At 38.4% G+C, this 15,985-nt stretch carries 15 protein-coding genes; 13 read left to right on the top strand and 2 right to left on the bottom strand.

Going from position 1 to position 15,985, the window contains the following annotated elements; translation table 11 throughout:
- Window positions 1-31 precede the first annotated feature (31 nt).
- The gene (locus tag FPQ13_RS01485; RefSeq protein WP_144087524.1) at window positions 32-166 is read right to left on the bottom strand and encodes a YqzM family protein; all 135 of its coding nucleotides are present in this window, start codon (window positions 164-166) and stop codon (window positions 32-34) included.
- Window positions 167-453: 287 nt separating this feature from the next.
- Between FPQ13_RS01485 and holA the strand changes: the two genes are divergently transcribed.
- On the top strand, window positions 454-1,497 hold the full coding sequence (holA, locus tag FPQ13_RS01480) for a DNA polymerase III subunit delta (RefSeq protein WP_186279505.1): 1,044 nt from the start codon (window positions 454-456) through the stop codon (window positions 1,495-1,497).
- A 137-nt stretch (window positions 1,498-1,634) separates the two neighbouring features.
- Here the strand turns inward: holA and rpsT are convergent, their stop codons facing one another.
- Window positions 1,635-1,901: a 30S ribosomal protein S20 gene (gene rpsT, locus FPQ13_RS01475; protein WP_144087522.1), complete on the bottom strand. Its 267-nt coding sequence runs from the start codon at window positions 1,899-1,901 to the stop codon at window positions 1,635-1,637.
- Window positions 1,902-2,062: 161 nt separating this feature from the next.
- On the opposite strand from rpsT, the gene gpr reads away from it, so the two are divergent.
- From gpr to mtaB, 12 genes are all read left to right on the top strand, one after another.
- On the top strand, window positions 2,063-3,151 hold the full coding sequence (gene gpr / locus FPQ13_RS01470) for a GPR endopeptidase (protein ID WP_144087521.1): 1,089 nt from the start codon (window positions 2,063-2,065) through the stop codon (window positions 3,149-3,151).
- A 153-nt stretch (window positions 3,152-3,304) separates the two neighbouring features.
- On the top strand, window positions 3,305-4,420 hold the full coding sequence (gene spoIIP / locus FPQ13_RS01465) for a stage II sporulation protein P (protein WP_144087520.1): 1,116 nt from the start codon (window positions 3,305-3,307) through the stop codon (window positions 4,418-4,420).
- Between the two features lie 2 nt (window positions 4,421-4,422).
- Entirely contained in the window at window positions 4,423-4,713 is a 291-nt protein-coding gene (locus tag FPQ13_RS01460) for a hypothetical protein (RefSeq protein WP_144087519.1), read from the top strand.
- Between the two features lie 79 nt (window positions 4,714-4,792).
- Window positions 4,793-6,607: a translation elongation factor 4 gene (gene lepA, locus FPQ13_RS01455; protein WP_144087518.1), complete on the top strand. Its 1,815-nt coding sequence runs from the start codon at window positions 4,793-4,795 to the stop codon at window positions 6,605-6,607.
- 66 nt (window positions 6,608-6,673) lie between these two features.
- The gene (gene hemW, locus FPQ13_RS01450) at window positions 6,674-7,834 is read left to right on the top strand and encodes a radical SAM family heme chaperone HemW (RefSeq protein ID WP_144087517.1); all 1,161 of its coding nucleotides are present in this window, start codon (window positions 6,674-6,676) and stop codon (window positions 7,832-7,834) included.
- 69 nt (window positions 7,835-7,903) lie between these two features.
- Window positions 7,904-8,935: a heat-inducible transcriptional repressor HrcA gene (gene hrcA / locus FPQ13_RS01445; RefSeq protein ID WP_144087516.1), complete on the top strand. Its 1,032-nt coding sequence runs from the start codon at window positions 7,904-7,906 to the stop codon at window positions 8,933-8,935.
- Window positions 8,936-9,023: 88 nt separating this feature from the next.
- The gene (gene grpE, locus FPQ13_RS01440; protein ID WP_377863227.1) at window positions 9,024-9,638 is read left to right on the top strand and encodes a nucleotide exchange factor GrpE; all 615 of its coding nucleotides are present in this window, start codon (window positions 9,024-9,026) and stop codon (window positions 9,636-9,638) included.
- Between the two features lie 40 nt (window positions 9,639-9,678).
- Entirely contained in the window at window positions 9,679-11,502 is a 1,824-nt protein-coding gene (gene dnaK, locus FPQ13_RS01435) for a molecular chaperone DnaK (RefSeq protein WP_144087515.1), read from the top strand.
- 243 nt (window positions 11,503-11,745) lie between these two features.
- Complete coding sequence (gene dnaJ / locus FPQ13_RS01430) at window positions 11,746-12,879, top strand: molecular chaperone DnaJ (protein WP_144087514.1); 1,134 nt, start codon at window positions 11,746-11,748, stop codon at window positions 12,877-12,879.
- 30 nt (window positions 12,880-12,909) lie between these two features.
- Window positions 12,910-13,869, top strand: coding sequence for a 50S ribosomal protein L11 methyltransferase (gene prmA, locus FPQ13_RS01425; RefSeq protein ID WP_144087624.1), 960 nt, complete (start codon window positions 12,910-12,912; stop codon window positions 13,867-13,869).
- Between the two features lies 1 nt (window position 13,870).
- The gene (locus FPQ13_RS01420; protein WP_144087513.1) at window positions 13,871-14,620 is read left to right on the top strand and encodes a 16S rRNA (uracil(1498)-N(3))-methyltransferase; all 750 of its coding nucleotides are present in this window, start codon (window positions 13,871-13,873) and stop codon (window positions 14,618-14,620) included.
- A 4-nt stretch (window positions 14,621-14,624) separates the two neighbouring features.
- A complete protein-coding gene (gene mtaB, locus FPQ13_RS01415) occupies window positions 14,625-15,980 on the top strand; it encodes a tRNA (N(6)-L-threonylcarbamoyladenosine(37)-C(2))-methylthiotransferase MtaB (RefSeq protein ID WP_144087512.1) in 1,356 nt (451 codons plus the stop codon).
- Window positions 15,981-15,985: the final 5 nt, after the last annotated feature.

Raw genomic sequence — 15,985 nt, 5'->3', positions numbered from 1 at the left:
ATGAACCAGCCTCTTTGACTAACTATTTTGATTAAGAACCAATCACTTGAAAGACTGTTCCAATGAAGAAAATAATGAAAAAGAATAAGAAAGAAAAACCAAAGCCTTTAATTGAATCAACGACATCATTGTTTTTTGATTGTACTTCTTGTTCGAATTCGTTCACGTTCATCCCTCCCATTTCATATACAGTATACTGGTAGACCAAAGTTATCGTCTAGTCTTTTTAATAAATTCCATAAAATTTTAACAAATGATTGCTAAGAGTTGTCAGCTATATTCTTGCCAACAATACACACAATAAGTATAACACCAAACGCCGCCAAAGACAAAAACGGCCCGGGATTTTGTCTTTTTGGCGTTTATATAGATCGAGGGTGTCAGTTATATGGCACCCTCCATATTTTTGCATTGTCAACAGGGACAATCCGTTATACGATTAAAATGGAGGAGATGAATCTTACAATGCATGCAAAGGAATTTTTGAACGCAAAGAAAACTAATTTTAAGCACAATGTTTTTTTATTATATGGAGAAGAAACTTTTTATATTCAAAAGGTACGGGAGAAGATTGTTCAATCGCTGGGGAATACTGACGAAAACGCTGATGTTCAGCTTTATGATATGGAAACAACTCCGATTCAAGAAGCGATTCATGATGCAGAGACATTTCCTTTTTTCAGTGATCATAAAATCGTCGTCATTAACCGAGCACATTTTTTGACTGGCCAAGTACATAAAGGTGATGTAGATCACCAGGTTGACGTCTTGTCTGAGTTTATCCAGCATCCCGTCGATTTTACGACAGTAATCATCATTGCACCTTATCCAAAACTTGACCAACGAAAAAAAATCACTAAAATTGTCAAAGAAAATAGTATGGTGATTGATTGTACACCGCCGAATTTATATGACATGAAAGGGACCATTGAACCAATGGCAGCTTCTCGTGGTCTACAGTTATCCAATGAAGTAATTGACCTGCTGATTGAAAGAATCGGTGAGCATATTGAAGCGTTAGACCATGAATTAGAGAAAATTGCTTTGTATGTGACGAACGGAGAAATTAGTTTCGAACAAGCAAAGTCGCTTGTTTCTACTCATGCCGAGACAAGTACGTTTACGTTAATTGATGCATTGACTGATAACAACTTAGGTCATTCGCTATCGGCATTAAAAGAATTTCGTAAACGAAATGAAGAGCCGATTGCACTGTTGGCGCTAGTCGCATCTCAAATTCGTTTAATTTTACAATGTAAGTTATTAAAAAAATCGAACTATCAGCAACAACAAATGGCAAAACAGCTAAAAGTACACCCGTATTCTGTCAAAATGGCACTCAAAAGAGAAAGAAGATTTACAGAAGAGCAATTGAAACAAATGATCATTGAAGCAGCAAAGTGTGATGAGCAGATGAAAACGGGTCAAAAGGATAAGTGGTTAGCATTAGAGATGTTTTTGGAAAGAGCCGGAAGAAAGATTGGTGAGCCAGCTTAGAGGTGAACCAATCGAATAAAGTAAAAAATCGCACATAAAAAGAGCTGATGTCCAAGCACTCGAGTAAAGCTTGAAGACCAGCTCTTTTTTTGATGGAAAAATGTCACTATGGAATGAGATTTCCACCGTTAATTCGCTTATGAACTCAGTTCATTCACTTTTTTCATAAGTGTGCGTTTTTTACGACTCGCGTTGTTTTTATGAATAATACCTCTTTGTTGCGCTTTGTCGATTTTTTTGACCGCTTTTACTAAAGATTCTTTTGCTTCGTCTGCGCTGTTGTTACGCACATGATTTTCTACTTCACGCATAGAGCTACGCATGTCAGATTTAATCGTTTGATTTCCTGTACGCTTTTCATTATTTACTCGGATTCTTTTAGTTGCACTTTTAGAGTTCGCCATGTTCATTCACCTCCTGATGAATTGTCCAAGCAATATCTTGGACAAAAAATATTGTAACAAAGATTTGCGGAAATTTCAATAAATTACTGCCGAGCGTAAACACTTGTAATTAAAATAGGAAGTTTAGAACAGACTAAGGAACAGAGAACGGAGGGTATTATATGGATAATGAATACAGACTACGTACAGATTTAGCGGTTGAAGCAAAAGAGATGTTTGTTGAGAAAAATCCAGAAAAGGAACACGAGCTTGATGGAATCATTATTCGTGAATTTCAAGAGAATGATGTCAAATTAACCCGTGTGGAAATTGATGAAGAAGGAAGTAAACGTGTAGGGAAAAGTCCAGGAGAATATATCACATTGGAATCTCAGAAGTTGCGGGAATTAAAATCAGATTTTATGAATCAAATAAGTACAATGATGGCTAAAGAACTAAGTCGATTGATTCAAAAGCATAACATTCCAAATGATGCGCGCTGTTTAATTGTCGGCCTTGGAAATGAATATATAACACCAGACGCTTTAGGGCCAAGAACAGTTAATAAAACATATGTGAATGCTCATCTTTTCAAGCTTCATCCCGATTCGGTCGAAGAAGGTGTCCGTCCGATAGCAGCCTTTACCCCAGGTGTGATGGGAATGACCGGAATTGAAACGAGTGACATGATTTTCGGTGTTACAAAACAATCCCAACCTGATTTCATTATTGTAATTGACGCGCTTGCTGCAAGAAGCATTAACCGTGTCAATGCTACCATTCAAATGTCTGATACGGGAATTCATCCGGGTTCAGGTGTAGGTAATAATCGAAAGGAAGTCAGTGAAGCTACATTAAATGTTCCTGTATTTTCAATAGGAGTACCAACAGTGGTCGATGCTGTCACAATTACGAGCGATACGATTGATTATATGCTCAAGCATTTTGGTCGGGAAATCTCTGAACAAGGTCGAGCGAGCAAAGCGTTGACACCTGCAGGTATGTCATTCGGCAAGCGAAAGCTTTTAAAACCAGAAGACTTACCAGATGAGGAAACAAGGAAAAAATTCATGGGAGTGATCGGTTCTTTAGGGGAAGAGGAAAAACGCCAACTGATTCAAGAAGTACTTCATCCAATCGGACATAATCTGATGGTGACACCAAAAGAAGTTGACGAAGTAATTGAGGAATTAAGTAAGGTGATCGCAAATGGACTGAATCAAGGACTTCATGCATCTATCGATGAACAGAATGCAAAAGATTATTTATAAAATAGAGCTATCCAACTAACGAACCCCTGTAACGGACGATTAAATATAAGTCCTAATTGGGGTTCTTTTATTTTTCATTGATTCAATGTTCTATCATTTGAATCTCTCGAATAGAGTTTTAATAGAACTTTACTAGAGAGGTTGAAATAAAACATGAATCCAATTTCCTTCAACTCCAAAACCATAAAAAAGAAAATGAAAAATCCATTTGTCTTATTTATCGTCTTGTTTATTGTCTTATGGTTATTAATTCCAGCATTTACGATAAGGCCGATTCCAAACGGGCAAGATTCATTCATGGACGAATGGTTAGCTGATATTGATGCTGTTTCACTCAGTCATTTATTGACGATCGACCAACCGATTATGGATGGCATCGTTTCAGCCGATGAGCAATTATCCCTATCATCTGTTTTATTGCCAATGGTAACGAGCTTACCGTATCAAGACATTCGGTTGTTATTTGGGCATGAGCTACCAAACTTTTCTATTAACAATAGTACGATTGCAATTCGCGGAAGTGGAACGAACCACTTTACAACGTCGATTGAGTCAGCTCCACCAGATGAATTATTTGAAGATGACGAAATTGTTGAGGATAGTAAACCAGATCAAACGTATACCGGTGAGTCCGTTTTCATTTATACCTCCCATAATAGAGAATCTTTTTTACCTGAACTATCAGAAGGGCGAGTGCCCGATGAAGCATTCCATCAGACTGATAACGTCATGAAGCTTTCCAAGAAAATGAGTGAGCACTTAAAGAGTCAGCAAATTGAATCATTTGTGGACGAAACGGATATTTGGAATGAACTGAAAAAAGAAGGAATGGTTTATCACCAATCATATGATTATTCCAGAAGAGTAGTGAAACAAGCTCAAGCTGATAACGAAGATTTGAGTTTTATGATCGACATCCATCGTGATTCACAGCCAAGAGAGATTACGACAACAGAAATTAACGGACAACCCGCCGCAAAGATCATGTTTGTCATTGGTGGCGAACATGAGAATTATGAGAAAAACCTAGCATTTGCTGCAGACCTTCACGAACGGATTGAAGAAAAGTATCCAACATTGAGCCGAGGAGTGGAAGTGAAGAGTGGGTCAGGAGTTAACGGAGTTTATAACCAAGATTTAGCTGAACATTCGATTGCTCTTGAGGTTGGCGGTTATGAAAATACGTTCGAAGAGCTTTATTTAACCATTAAATACTTCAGTGAAATTTTTGCAGACTATTATTTCAGCAAAACGACGGAAGAGGTGTAATCATGCTAAGACTTTTAGGGATTCTCATTGTATTGTTCTTTATCTTTCAGGTCGGTGTGTCTTTCGGAAAGCACGCCGATCCGACTACAACAGAAGTTATAGCGAATGAATCGGAACTGGATGAGAAAGATCAGGATATTGAATCGTTCGAAGTAAAACATACGAAACAATTAAATGAGAATCCTAAAGGAAGCGAGCTATTCATGATTGCTAGCTTTTTGGAAACAGGACTAAAAAGCTTGTTCTCATTCCTGTTTGAATTCCTTCATCGATTTTCTTTGTTATTCTGGTAACGAAAATAAATTGAATGTTGACGTTTGTATTGCTATAATCAAGCTAGCGTATTTTCGCGAATTACAGGAGTGATGCAGTTTGACAGAGAGAAAGAAAAGAAACGTACGAAATTTTTCAATCATTGCCCATATCGATCACGGTAAATCTACTCTGGCCGATCGCATATTGGAAAGAACGAATGCGTTGACCCAGCGAGAAATGAAAGAACAGTTTCTTGATGCCATGGATTTGGAGAGAGAACGTGGAATTACTATCAAATTGAATGCCGTGCAATTAGGATATACGGATCAAGATGGTGAGGATTATTTATTTCATTTGATCGATACGCCTGGACACGTCGACTTTACATATGAAGTATCACGTAGTCTGGCAGCTTGTGAAGGAGCCATTCTTGTCGTTGATGCAGCACAAGGAATCGAAGCTCAAACACTTGCAAACGTTTATTTAGCTTTGGATAACGATTTGGAAATCATTCCAGTTATTAATAAAGTTGATTTACCAAGTGCAGACCCAGAACGAGTGAAACAAGAAATAGAAGATGTCATCGGTATACCTGCGGATGATGCCATCTTGGCTTCTGCAAAAGCAGGAAAGGGTATAGATGAAATTTTAGAACGAATTGTTACAGATATACCTGCCCCAGCTGGAGATGAAGAAGAGCCGACAAAAGCTTTGATTTTTGATTCTTTATATGACTCTTACCGCGGTGTCATTGCTTACATTTGTGTAAAAGAAGGTAGCCTGAAAAAAGGCGATAAAATTCAAATGATGCAGACTGGTAAAACATTCGAAGTAAATGGGCTAGGAGTGTTTACACCAAGTCCTGTTGAAAAAGAAGAGCTTACTGTCGGGGATGTTGGTTTCTTAACGGCATCAATTAAAAACGTAGGAGATTCACGGGTTGGGGATACGATTACATTAGCGAACAACCCAGCGTCCGAACCATTACCTGGTTACAAAAAAATGAATCCAATGGTTTTCTGTGGTTTGTATCCAGTAGATGCGGATAAATACAATGACTTACGCGAGGCGCTAGAACGCCTAGAGCTGAATGACTCGTCTTTACAATATGAAGCGGAAACTTCGCAAGCGCTCGGTTTCGGATTCCGTTGCGGATTTCTTGGATTGTTACACATGGAAATTATTCAAGAAAGAATTGAAAGAGAATTTAACATTGATTTGATTACGACAGCACCAAGTGTTATTTATGAAGTTCAATTAAATGATGGCGAGATCATCCATGTTGATAACCCATCTATGCTACCAGATCCTCAGGAAGTATCTGAAATTAAAGAACCTTATGTTGAAGCGACCATTATGGTGCCAAATGATTTTGTCGGTGCAGTAATGGAAATTTGTCAGAAAAAACGTGGACAATTCAAGGATATGCAATATTTAGATGAAAACCGTGTAAATATTACATATGAAATTCCTTTATCAGAAATCGTCTATGATTTCTTTGACCAATTAAAGTCACAAACGAAGGGATACGCTTCGTTCGATTATGACTTTAAAGGGTACCAAGTTTCTAATTTGGTTAAAATGGATATTTTACTAAACGGTGAATCCGTCGATGCTCTATCCTTCATTGTTCATAGGGATTTTGCTTTCCATCGAGGGAAACATATTGCTGAAAAGCTGAAAAAGATCATTCCAAGGCAACAATTTGAGGTGCCGGTTCAAGCAGCAATCGGAAATAAAATTATTGCTCGGACAACAATTAAAGCCATGCGTAAAAACGTTTTATCGAAATGTTACGGTGGAGATATATCGAGAAAGAGAAAATTATTGGAGAAGCAAAAAGAAGGTAAGAAACGAATGAAAATGGTTGGAAAAGTCGAAATCCCACAAGAGGCATTTATGTCCGTACTTGAGATGGGTGACGACGACTAGGGCAGGCCAATTCGGTCGCCCTTTTCTTTGTTTTTAACACACTGTCTCGAAGAAAGAAGGTTACCGATGACAAACGCAGCATATATTCATATTCCTTTTTGCCATGAGATTTGCCATTACTGTGATTTTGCAAAAATGTATTATAATCAATCATTGGCAGACGACTACTTGAAAGCTTTAGATAAGGAAATGGAATTATATCTAGGGAAAGAACAAAAAACGGTGCGCACAATTTATATTGGCGGAGGTACACCGACGAGTTTAAATCCGCAACAATTGACAACACTAATGAAGTCCATATCAACCTATTTTAACGTTGATGAAGTTGAGGAGTTTACAATTGAGGCGAATCCGGGCGAGTTTACAGAAGAACATGTAAAAGTGATGAAAGAATTCGGTGTCAACCGCGTATCACTTGGGGTGCAAGTATTGGACAATGATTATCTGAAACAAATGAACAGGCTTCATACTGTTGAAGATGTTAATAAAGCTGTTCATTTATTACAGCATCATGATTTAACGAATATTAGCATGGACTTTATTTATGCACTTCCAGATCAAACGTTGGATCATTTTAAAGAAACATTAAATCAAGCAATATCCTATGACTTGCCACATTATTCCTCTTACGCATTACAAATTGAACCACGAACTGTATTTCATATGCGGCACCAACAAGGAAAACTGAATAAACCGCCAGAAGAAACAGAAGCGGACATGTTGATTTCATTAATGGAAATGATGGAAAACAACGGGTTAAATCATTATGAGATTAGCAATTATGCGAAGAAGGGTTTTGAAAGCCAACATAATTTGACTTATTGGAGTAATGCGACCTACTATGCATTTGGGTCCGGAGCACATGGCTATTTAAACGATGAACGATATGTCAATTACCGGCCAGTAAATCATTATATTAAAGCAATTAATGATGATAAAAAGCCGATTTTGCATATCGATGAAATTATGAAAAGAGAAAAGATTGAAGAAGAAATGTTTCTAGGCTTGCGAAGAAGAAGCGGCGTATCTGATGCGTTGTTCCAACAGAAATATGGCATTTCTTTGTTCGATGTTTATCGTAAGGAGATTGAACGATTAAATCAGAAAGAGTGGATTTCTTTCGATAAAGATACCATTCGTATGACCCGACAAGGATTAATGTTTGGCAATGAAGTATTCTCCTCGTTTTTATTGGATGAAAATCAAAACACTCTTATTGACAGTTAAAATGGATTTTGATAATTTAATAATAGCATTAGCACTCGAATGAAAAGAGTGCTAACAGAGGTGAGTTAAATGCTTACAGATCGCCAATTGTTAATATTGAAAGTCATCGTGGATGAGTTTGTTGATACTGCACAACCCATTGGTTCACGAAACATTGCCAAAAAGGATCAAGTGGGATTTAGCCCTGCTACCATCCGCAATGAAATGGCTGATTTAGAGGAGTTGGGTTTCTTACAAAAAACCCATTCTTCTTCAGGACGGATGCCTTCAGAAAAAGGCTACCGTTTCTATGTAGATCATCTGATGGATCCGTTGAAATTAACAAAAGATGAGATCAAACGGATCAATAAGTACTTTAGTCATAAGATGATTGAATTGGAACGAGTGATGGAAAGCTCCGCTAATATTCTATCCGAATTAACGCAGTACATGACGTTGGTTCTTGGCCCTGAAATTTTCGAAACAAAGTTAAAGCAAGTACAAATCGTTCCGCTAAATCAACATTCAGCGATTGCGATTCTTGTGACGGATACGGGTCATGTTGAACACCGTTCCTTTGTTATTCCTAAAGGATTAGACCAATCTGACCTTGAAAAAACGGTCAACATTTTAAATGAAAAGCTTGTCGGTGTACCGTTAGTCTATTTAGATCGGATGATTAAAAAAGAAATTAGAGGGTTAATCAAACAATATACGTCCGATTATTCACAAGCCTATCAAATGTTAGAAGAAGCCTTATTGATCGACTTGCCGACTAATTTATATGTAAGCGGAAAAGGGAATATGCTGAATCAACCGGAATTCAATGATATTGAAAAGATTAAAATATTGTTTAGTATGATGGAAAGTGAAGAACGAATTGCGCCTCTCTTAAAATCGAAAGAAGAGGGAACCCATATTTTTATCGGGCGTGAAAATAAAATTGAGGCATTGAATGATCTATCATTAATTACGTCTACCTATACAATTGGGGAAGACCAAGTGGGTACGATTGCTTTACTTGGGCCAACTCGAATGGATTATGCAAAAGCTGTTGCCATGCTTCAGTTATGGAGTAAGCAAATGAGTCATTCTTTGAAGTCGTGGTATGACGAAAATTAATGAGTATAAATGAATCCTTACTGGTTGATTTTTAGTTGATAGATGATATATTTAACAATTGGAAATCTAGGAAGCGTTATATGAGGAGGTGACTGGATTGGTCGATGAAAATAACATTGAAAAAGATAACATCGTAACAGACCCAGAAGATCATTTTGACGAAGTGATTGAAGAAGAAAATGAAAAAAATGATGATACGAATCAAGTAGAAAACGAAACCGAAGAGTCACAAGAAGTTGGTTCGGAAGAAAAACAATCTGAACTCAACCAATTAAAGGATGAGAATGCTGATTTAAATGACCGTCTCCTTCGTTTGCAAGCGGACTTTGATAACTACAAGAGAAGAATGAAAAAAGAGAAAGAGATGGATTTTAAATATAAATCACAAGAGCTTGCTACAGAAATCATTCCTGTATTGGATAACTTTGAACGAGCACTTCAAACAGGTGCTGACAACGAGAATGTTGCTTCATTTGTTGATGGAGTTGAAATGGTTTATCAACAACTCCATCAAGCTTTGGAAAAAGTCGGTGTTACTGAAATTGAAGCAGAGGGAAAAGAATTTGACCCTACTATCCATCAAGCTGTGATGCAAGTTGAAGAAGATGGATGTGATTCAAACCAAGTAATTGAAGTGCTTCAAAAAGGTTATCAGTTAAAAGATCGTGTGATCCGACCGGCGATGGTTAAAGTAAACCAATAAAAATAAACCAAAACAAACAGTATGCAAGGAGGAATTTTTTATGAGTAAAATTATCGGAATTGACTTAGGAACGACAAACTCTGCCGTAGCCGTTATGGAAGGCGGAGATGCTACAATCATTGCAAACCCAGAAGGAAACCGTACAACACCATCTGTAGTTTCCTTTAAAAATGGTGAGCGTCAAGTAGGTGAAGTCGCAAAACGTCAAGCGATCACGAACCCTAACACCATTCAGTCCATTAAACGTTATATGGGAACAGACCACAAAGAAGAAGCAGAAGGTAAAGAATATACACCGCAAGAAGTATCTGCAATTTTACTACAACACTTAAAATCATATGCAGAAGAGTATTTAGGAGAAACGGTTGAAAAAGCAGTTGTAACAGTACCTGCATATTTCAATGATGCTGAAAGACAAGCAACAAAAGATGCTGGTAAGATTGCTGGTTTGGAAGTAGAGCGTATCATTAACGAGCCGACTGCTGCTGCATTAGCATACGGAATTAACCAAGATGACGATCAAACTGTTTTGGTTTATGACCTTGGTGGAGGTACATTTGACGTTTCTATTCTAGATATCGGTGACGGAACATTTGAAGTTGTTTCTACTGCAGGTGACAACCGTCTAGGTGGAGATGACTTTGACCAAGTAATTATCGATTATATGGTACAAGAATTCAAAAAAGAGAATGGCATCGACCTGTCTCAAGATAAAATGGCTGTTCAGCGTTTGAAAGATGCTGCTGAGAAAGCGAAAAAAGACCTTTCTGGTGTAGCACAAACACAAATTTCTCTACCATTTATTACAGCAGGAGAAGCAGGACCACTTCACCTAGAAATGACACTAAGCCGTGCGAAGTTTGAAGAGCTATCTGCTGGGTTGGTTGAGCGTACAATGAAACCAACTCGCCAAGCATTAAATGATGCGGATATGAAAGCTTCAGACATTGATAAAGTACTATTGGTCGGTGGTTCCACTCGTATTCCAGCAGTACAAGAAGCGATTAAGAAAGAAATTGGAAAAGAGCCATCAAAAGGCGTTAACCCAGACGAAGTTGTTGCACTAGGCGCAGCAATCCAAGGTGGCGTGCTTCAAGGAGACGTTAAAGACGTTGTACTCTTGGACGTTACACCACTTTCACTTGGAATTGAAACAATGGGTGGAGTATTCACTAAGCTGATTGAACGTAACACAACGATTCCAACAAGTGAAAAACAAGTATTCTCTACTGCGGCTGATAATCAAACAGCAGTTGATATTCACGTCCTTCAAGGTGAACGTGAAATGGCACAATACAACAAAACACTTGGCCGTTTCCAGTTAACGGATATTCCACCGGCACCACGTGGTATTCCGCAAATTGAAGTATCTTTTGATATCGATGCCAACGGAATTGTAAACGTAAGTGCAAAAGATTTAGGCACAAACAAAGAACAATCCATTACAATCAAATCTTCTTCAGGTCTATCCGATGATGAAGTTGAACGTATGGTAAAAGAAGCAGAAGAAAATGCTGAAGAAGATAAAAAACGTCGTGAAGAAGTAGAGCTGCGCAATGAAGCTGACCAGCTTGTATTCACAACGGATAAAACAATCAAAGATCTTGGCGAACAAGTTTCAGAAGATGAGAAGAAGAAAGCTGAAGAGCTTAAAGAAGAATTGAAGTCTGCTCTTGAAGGCGAAGACCTAGATACAATCAAAGAGAAAAAAGAAGCACTAGAGCAAGAGGTACAGAACCTCAGCGTTAAATTGTATGAGCAGGCAGCACAACAAGCTCAACAAGAAGGCGGCGAACAGTCTCAAGATGACAACGTTGTAGACGCTGAATATGAAGAAGTTCAAGACGATGAAGAGAAAAAATAAGCTTCATGTGTAAAAGGTTTAAAAAAAGTCAAAGTCAACTTAGTGGCTTTGGCTTTTTTTAAGGTGATTTTCTCTATATCTAGCAACACGTTTGTCATCTGTATTTCAGATAAACTAGCATGAACCAAGTTTTAAATAACAAGCCAAGCTAAAATCGGTCATCGAAACCGACTTTACGTTGCAGAAGGAAATCATCTAATGTTATGATAAATTTTATGTTATACGATGCAGGAGAGTGGTCTCATGAGTAAAAGAGATTATTATGAAATCTTGGGGGTCTCTAAAGATGCCTCTAAGGACGAAATTAAAAAGGCTTATCGAAAATTAGCGCGAAAGTACCATCCTGATGTGAATAAAGAAGAGGATGCGGCTGATAAATTTAAAGAAGCAAAAGAAGCATATGAAGTTCTTGGCAATGAACAAAAGAGAGCACAATATGACCAGTTTGGCCATGCAGGTACGCAAGGAGGCCAAGGTGGCTTTGGTGCTGGTGGCGGAGCAGGAGGCTTTGGTGGCTTCGAGGACATTTTTGATATGTTCTTTGGAGGAGGCGGTCGAACAAGAGATCCAAACGCCCCTCAAAAAGGTCAAGACCTTCAATATACGATGGAACTAGATTTTGAAGAAGCTGTCTTTGGAAAAGAAACAGCAATTCATATACCGAAAGAGGAAACATGTGATACGTGTGAAGGTTCCGGTGCTAAGCCTGGAACGAACGTAAACACATGTTCACACTGTCAAGGAACAGGTCAGCTGAACGAGACACAGGATACACCTTTTGGCAGGGTCGTCAACCGTCGTGCTTGTCATTATTGTAGCGGAACAGGTAAACAAGTAGAACAAAAATGTTCAACTTGTGGTGGGAAAGGTTCTGTACGCAAAAGAAAGAAAATCGAGATTAATATTCCAGCAGGAATTGACGATGGTCAGCAAATTCGAGTTAGCGGGGAAGGAAATCCTGGCGAAAACGGAGGACCACCGGGAGACTTGTTTGTCGTCATTCGTGTGAGAAGTCATGAGTTCTTTGAACGTGATGGCGATGATATCCTTTGTGAAATGCCAATCACTTATGCGCAAGCTGCACTCGGTGATGAGGTAGAAGTTCCAACAGTTCATGGCAAAGTTAAGTTCAAAATACCAAGTGGAACACAAACAGGCACACATTTCCGTCTAAAAGGAAAAGGTGTACCGAACGTTCACGGTTATGGTCAAGGCGATCAACACATTCTAGTGAAAGTAATGGTTCCAAAACAATTAAACGATCGACAAAAAGAACTGCTTAGAGAACTACATGAAATGGAAAGCGACGAAACATTAGATGAACATCATGACAATTTGTTTCAACGAATGAAGAGAGCTTTTAAAGGTGATTCATAAAGAAGGTAAAGAAAGTTGGTCGATTCACTGATGACATGGTCAGAGATTAAGATACACACAACAAATGAAGCAATTGAAGCTGTTTCTCAGATATTTCAAGAAGCTGGAGCAAGTGGTGTCGTGATAGTCGATCCGCAAGACTTATATAAAGATCATGTTACCTTATACGGTACGATCTATGAGCTAGATGCTTCTAATTACCCCGAAGATGGAGTATATGTAAAATCTTATTTACCAACAGATGATTCACTGGCTGAAAAAGTGTCTATCATCAAGCAGTCGATCAGTGAATTGCCAAACTTTAATATACCAATTGGGCGGAATGAAGTGACCATCTCGGAAGTTCATGAGGAAGATTGGTCAACAGCATGGAAGAAATACTACAAACCTGTTAAAGTGTCTGAACGCATCACAATCAAACCGACATGGGAAGACTATCAACCTTCCCCGGACGAATTGATTATTGAGTTGGATCCTGGAATGGCATTTGGTACAGGAACCCATCCAACAACGGTTTTAAGCTTACAAGCATTGGAAAGATTTTTGAATCCAAAAGATTTAGTGCTAGATGTCGGATCGGGTTCAGGCATTCTAAGTATAGCTGCGGCAAAGTTAGACGCTTCGCACGTTTATGCGTTCGATCTAGACGAGGTAGCAGTTGCTAGTACACAAAACAACTCGACATTAAATCAGACAGATGAGTTAATTACCGTACAAAAGAACGATTTATTGAAAAACGTGCAACACGAACCAGATGTCATCGTATCCAATATTTTGGCGGAGATTATCATACAATTGACCGAAGATGCTTTTCATTTGTTAAAGCCAGATGGATTGTTTATTACATCTGGAATCATTCAAAAAAAGAAACAAGAAGTTATTGATGACTTAACGGAAAAAGGTTTTCAAATTATTGAAACGAATGAATTGGAAGATTGGGTTTCGATTGTGGCCCAGAAACCGAGTGCAATGAAAAAGGGTCGGGAATAATATGCAGAGATATTTTGTATCCTCAGAGGATGTAAAAGGAAATATTGTTACCATACAAGGTGATGATCGACATCATATGGCGAATGTTATGCGTTTCCAACCCGGGGACAAAGTAATTATTTGCCAACCAGATGAAAGTACCCACATAGGTGCAATCGAGCATATTCATGTAGAGGAAATTACAATTACGCTACTGGAAGAATTAGATGAACAGAAAGAATTGCCAATAACGGTCACTGTAGCGCAAGGCATGCCTAAAGGCGATAAGCTTGAGTTAATTGCACAAAAAGGCACAGAGCTCGGCATGCACGCGCTACTACCTGTTCAAATGGATCGTTCGATTGTTAAATGGGATGGAAAAAAAGAAGCGAAGAAGCGAGCTCGTTTAGAAAAGATTGTGAAAGAAGCTAGTGAGCAATCGCATCGAACCATCATCCCGAACATACTACCATTGATATCTTTACGCGAGCTGGATCTTCAGCAATATGATTACTGTTTGATCGCGAATGAAACAGAAGCAAAGCAAGCAGATCATTCTTCGACTTTTCGAGAAGTTCTTGGTAAAATAAATAAAAATGATCAAATACTAGTGATTATTGGTCCAGAAGGTGGATTTTCTGAAAAAGAATTAGCTTTTTTGAATCATGATCATGTGTATTCGATTCGACTTGGTAAACGTATTTTACGGACGGAGACAGCACCATTATATGTACTTGCTGCTTTGTCTTTTTATTTTGAAGAATGGAGTTGATCGTGTGACGACCGTTGCTTTTCACACCTTAGGTTGTAAGGTCAATCATTATGAAACAGAAGCCATTTGGCAATTTTTTAAAGAGCATGATTATGAACGCGTAGATTTCGATCAGCATTCAGATGTTTACGTCATCAATACATGCACAGTAACGAATACAGGCGATAAAAAAAGCCGACAAGTTATTCGTAGAGCGGTACGTAAAAACCCAGAAGCCGTCATTTGTGTAACAGGTTGTTATGCGCAAACCTCTCCAGATGAAATTATGGAAATCCCTGGAGTAGATATCGTTGTCGGTACACAGGATCGTAAAAAAATGCTCGAGTATATCGAAGTTTATAAAGAGGAAAGACAGCCGATTAATGCCGTTAAAAATATTATGAAAAATCGCGTCTTTGAAGCGATGGACGTACCTGAATTTACCGACCGTACACGTGCTTCTTTGAAAATTCAAGAAGGATGTAATAATTTCTGTACGTTTTGTATCATTCCTTGGGCAAGAGGCTTAATGCGCTCTCGTCCACCAGAGGATGTCATCAAACAAGCACAACAGCTTGTTGATGCTGGCTATCAAGAGATTGTACTTACAGGTATTCATACTGGCGGTTATGGAGAAGATTTAGAAGACTATAACTTAGCTGCTTTGCTTCGTGATTTAGAAAGTAAAGTCGTCGGTTTAAAGCGGATTCGAATTTCCTCCATCGAAGCGAGTCAAATTTCTGATGAAGTGATCGAAGTACTTGATCAATCGAAGAAAATTGTACGTCATTTGCATATTCCACTACAATCAGGGTCTGATACAGTCTTAAAACGTATGCGAAGAAAATATACAATGGATTTCTACTTAACCCGAGTACAAAAGGTAAAAAAAGCTTTGCCTGGTCTAGCTATTACTTCTGACGTAATTGTTGGTTTCCCAGGTGAAACAGAAGAGGAATTTATGGAAACATATCGTTCGATTCAAGAAATTGGCTTTTCGGAGTTACACGTCTTTCCATATTCCCAAAGAACCGGTACACCAGCAGCACGAATGAAAGATCAAATCGATGACGAAACAAAAAATGACCGTGTGCATCGACTCATCGAACTATCCGACCAACAAGCGAAAGAATATGCTTCTCTTTTTGAAGACGAAGTGCTGGAAGTCATTCCAGAAGTTCCATATAAAAAAGATCCAGACAGCGGTTTATATGAGGGATATTCAGACAACTATTTAAAAGTTGTGCTTGAGTGTTCACCAGATATGATTGGAAAAGTAGTAAAAGTAAAAATTACAGAAGCAGGTTATCCTTATAATAAAGGACAATTCGTTCGTGTCATGGAAGACGATGAAGTGTATAACCAAGTAGTCAGTTCATAAAAGGA

Source organism: Allobacillus salarius, from assembly GCF_007559425.1.
In the GTDB taxonomy this organism is placed as follows: domain Bacteria; phylum Bacillota; class Bacilli; order Bacillales; family Alkalibacillaceae; genus Allobacillus; species Allobacillus salarius.
Note: the sequence above shows the minus strand (reverse complement) of the source record. Positions and strands in the feature narration are given on the sequence as shown.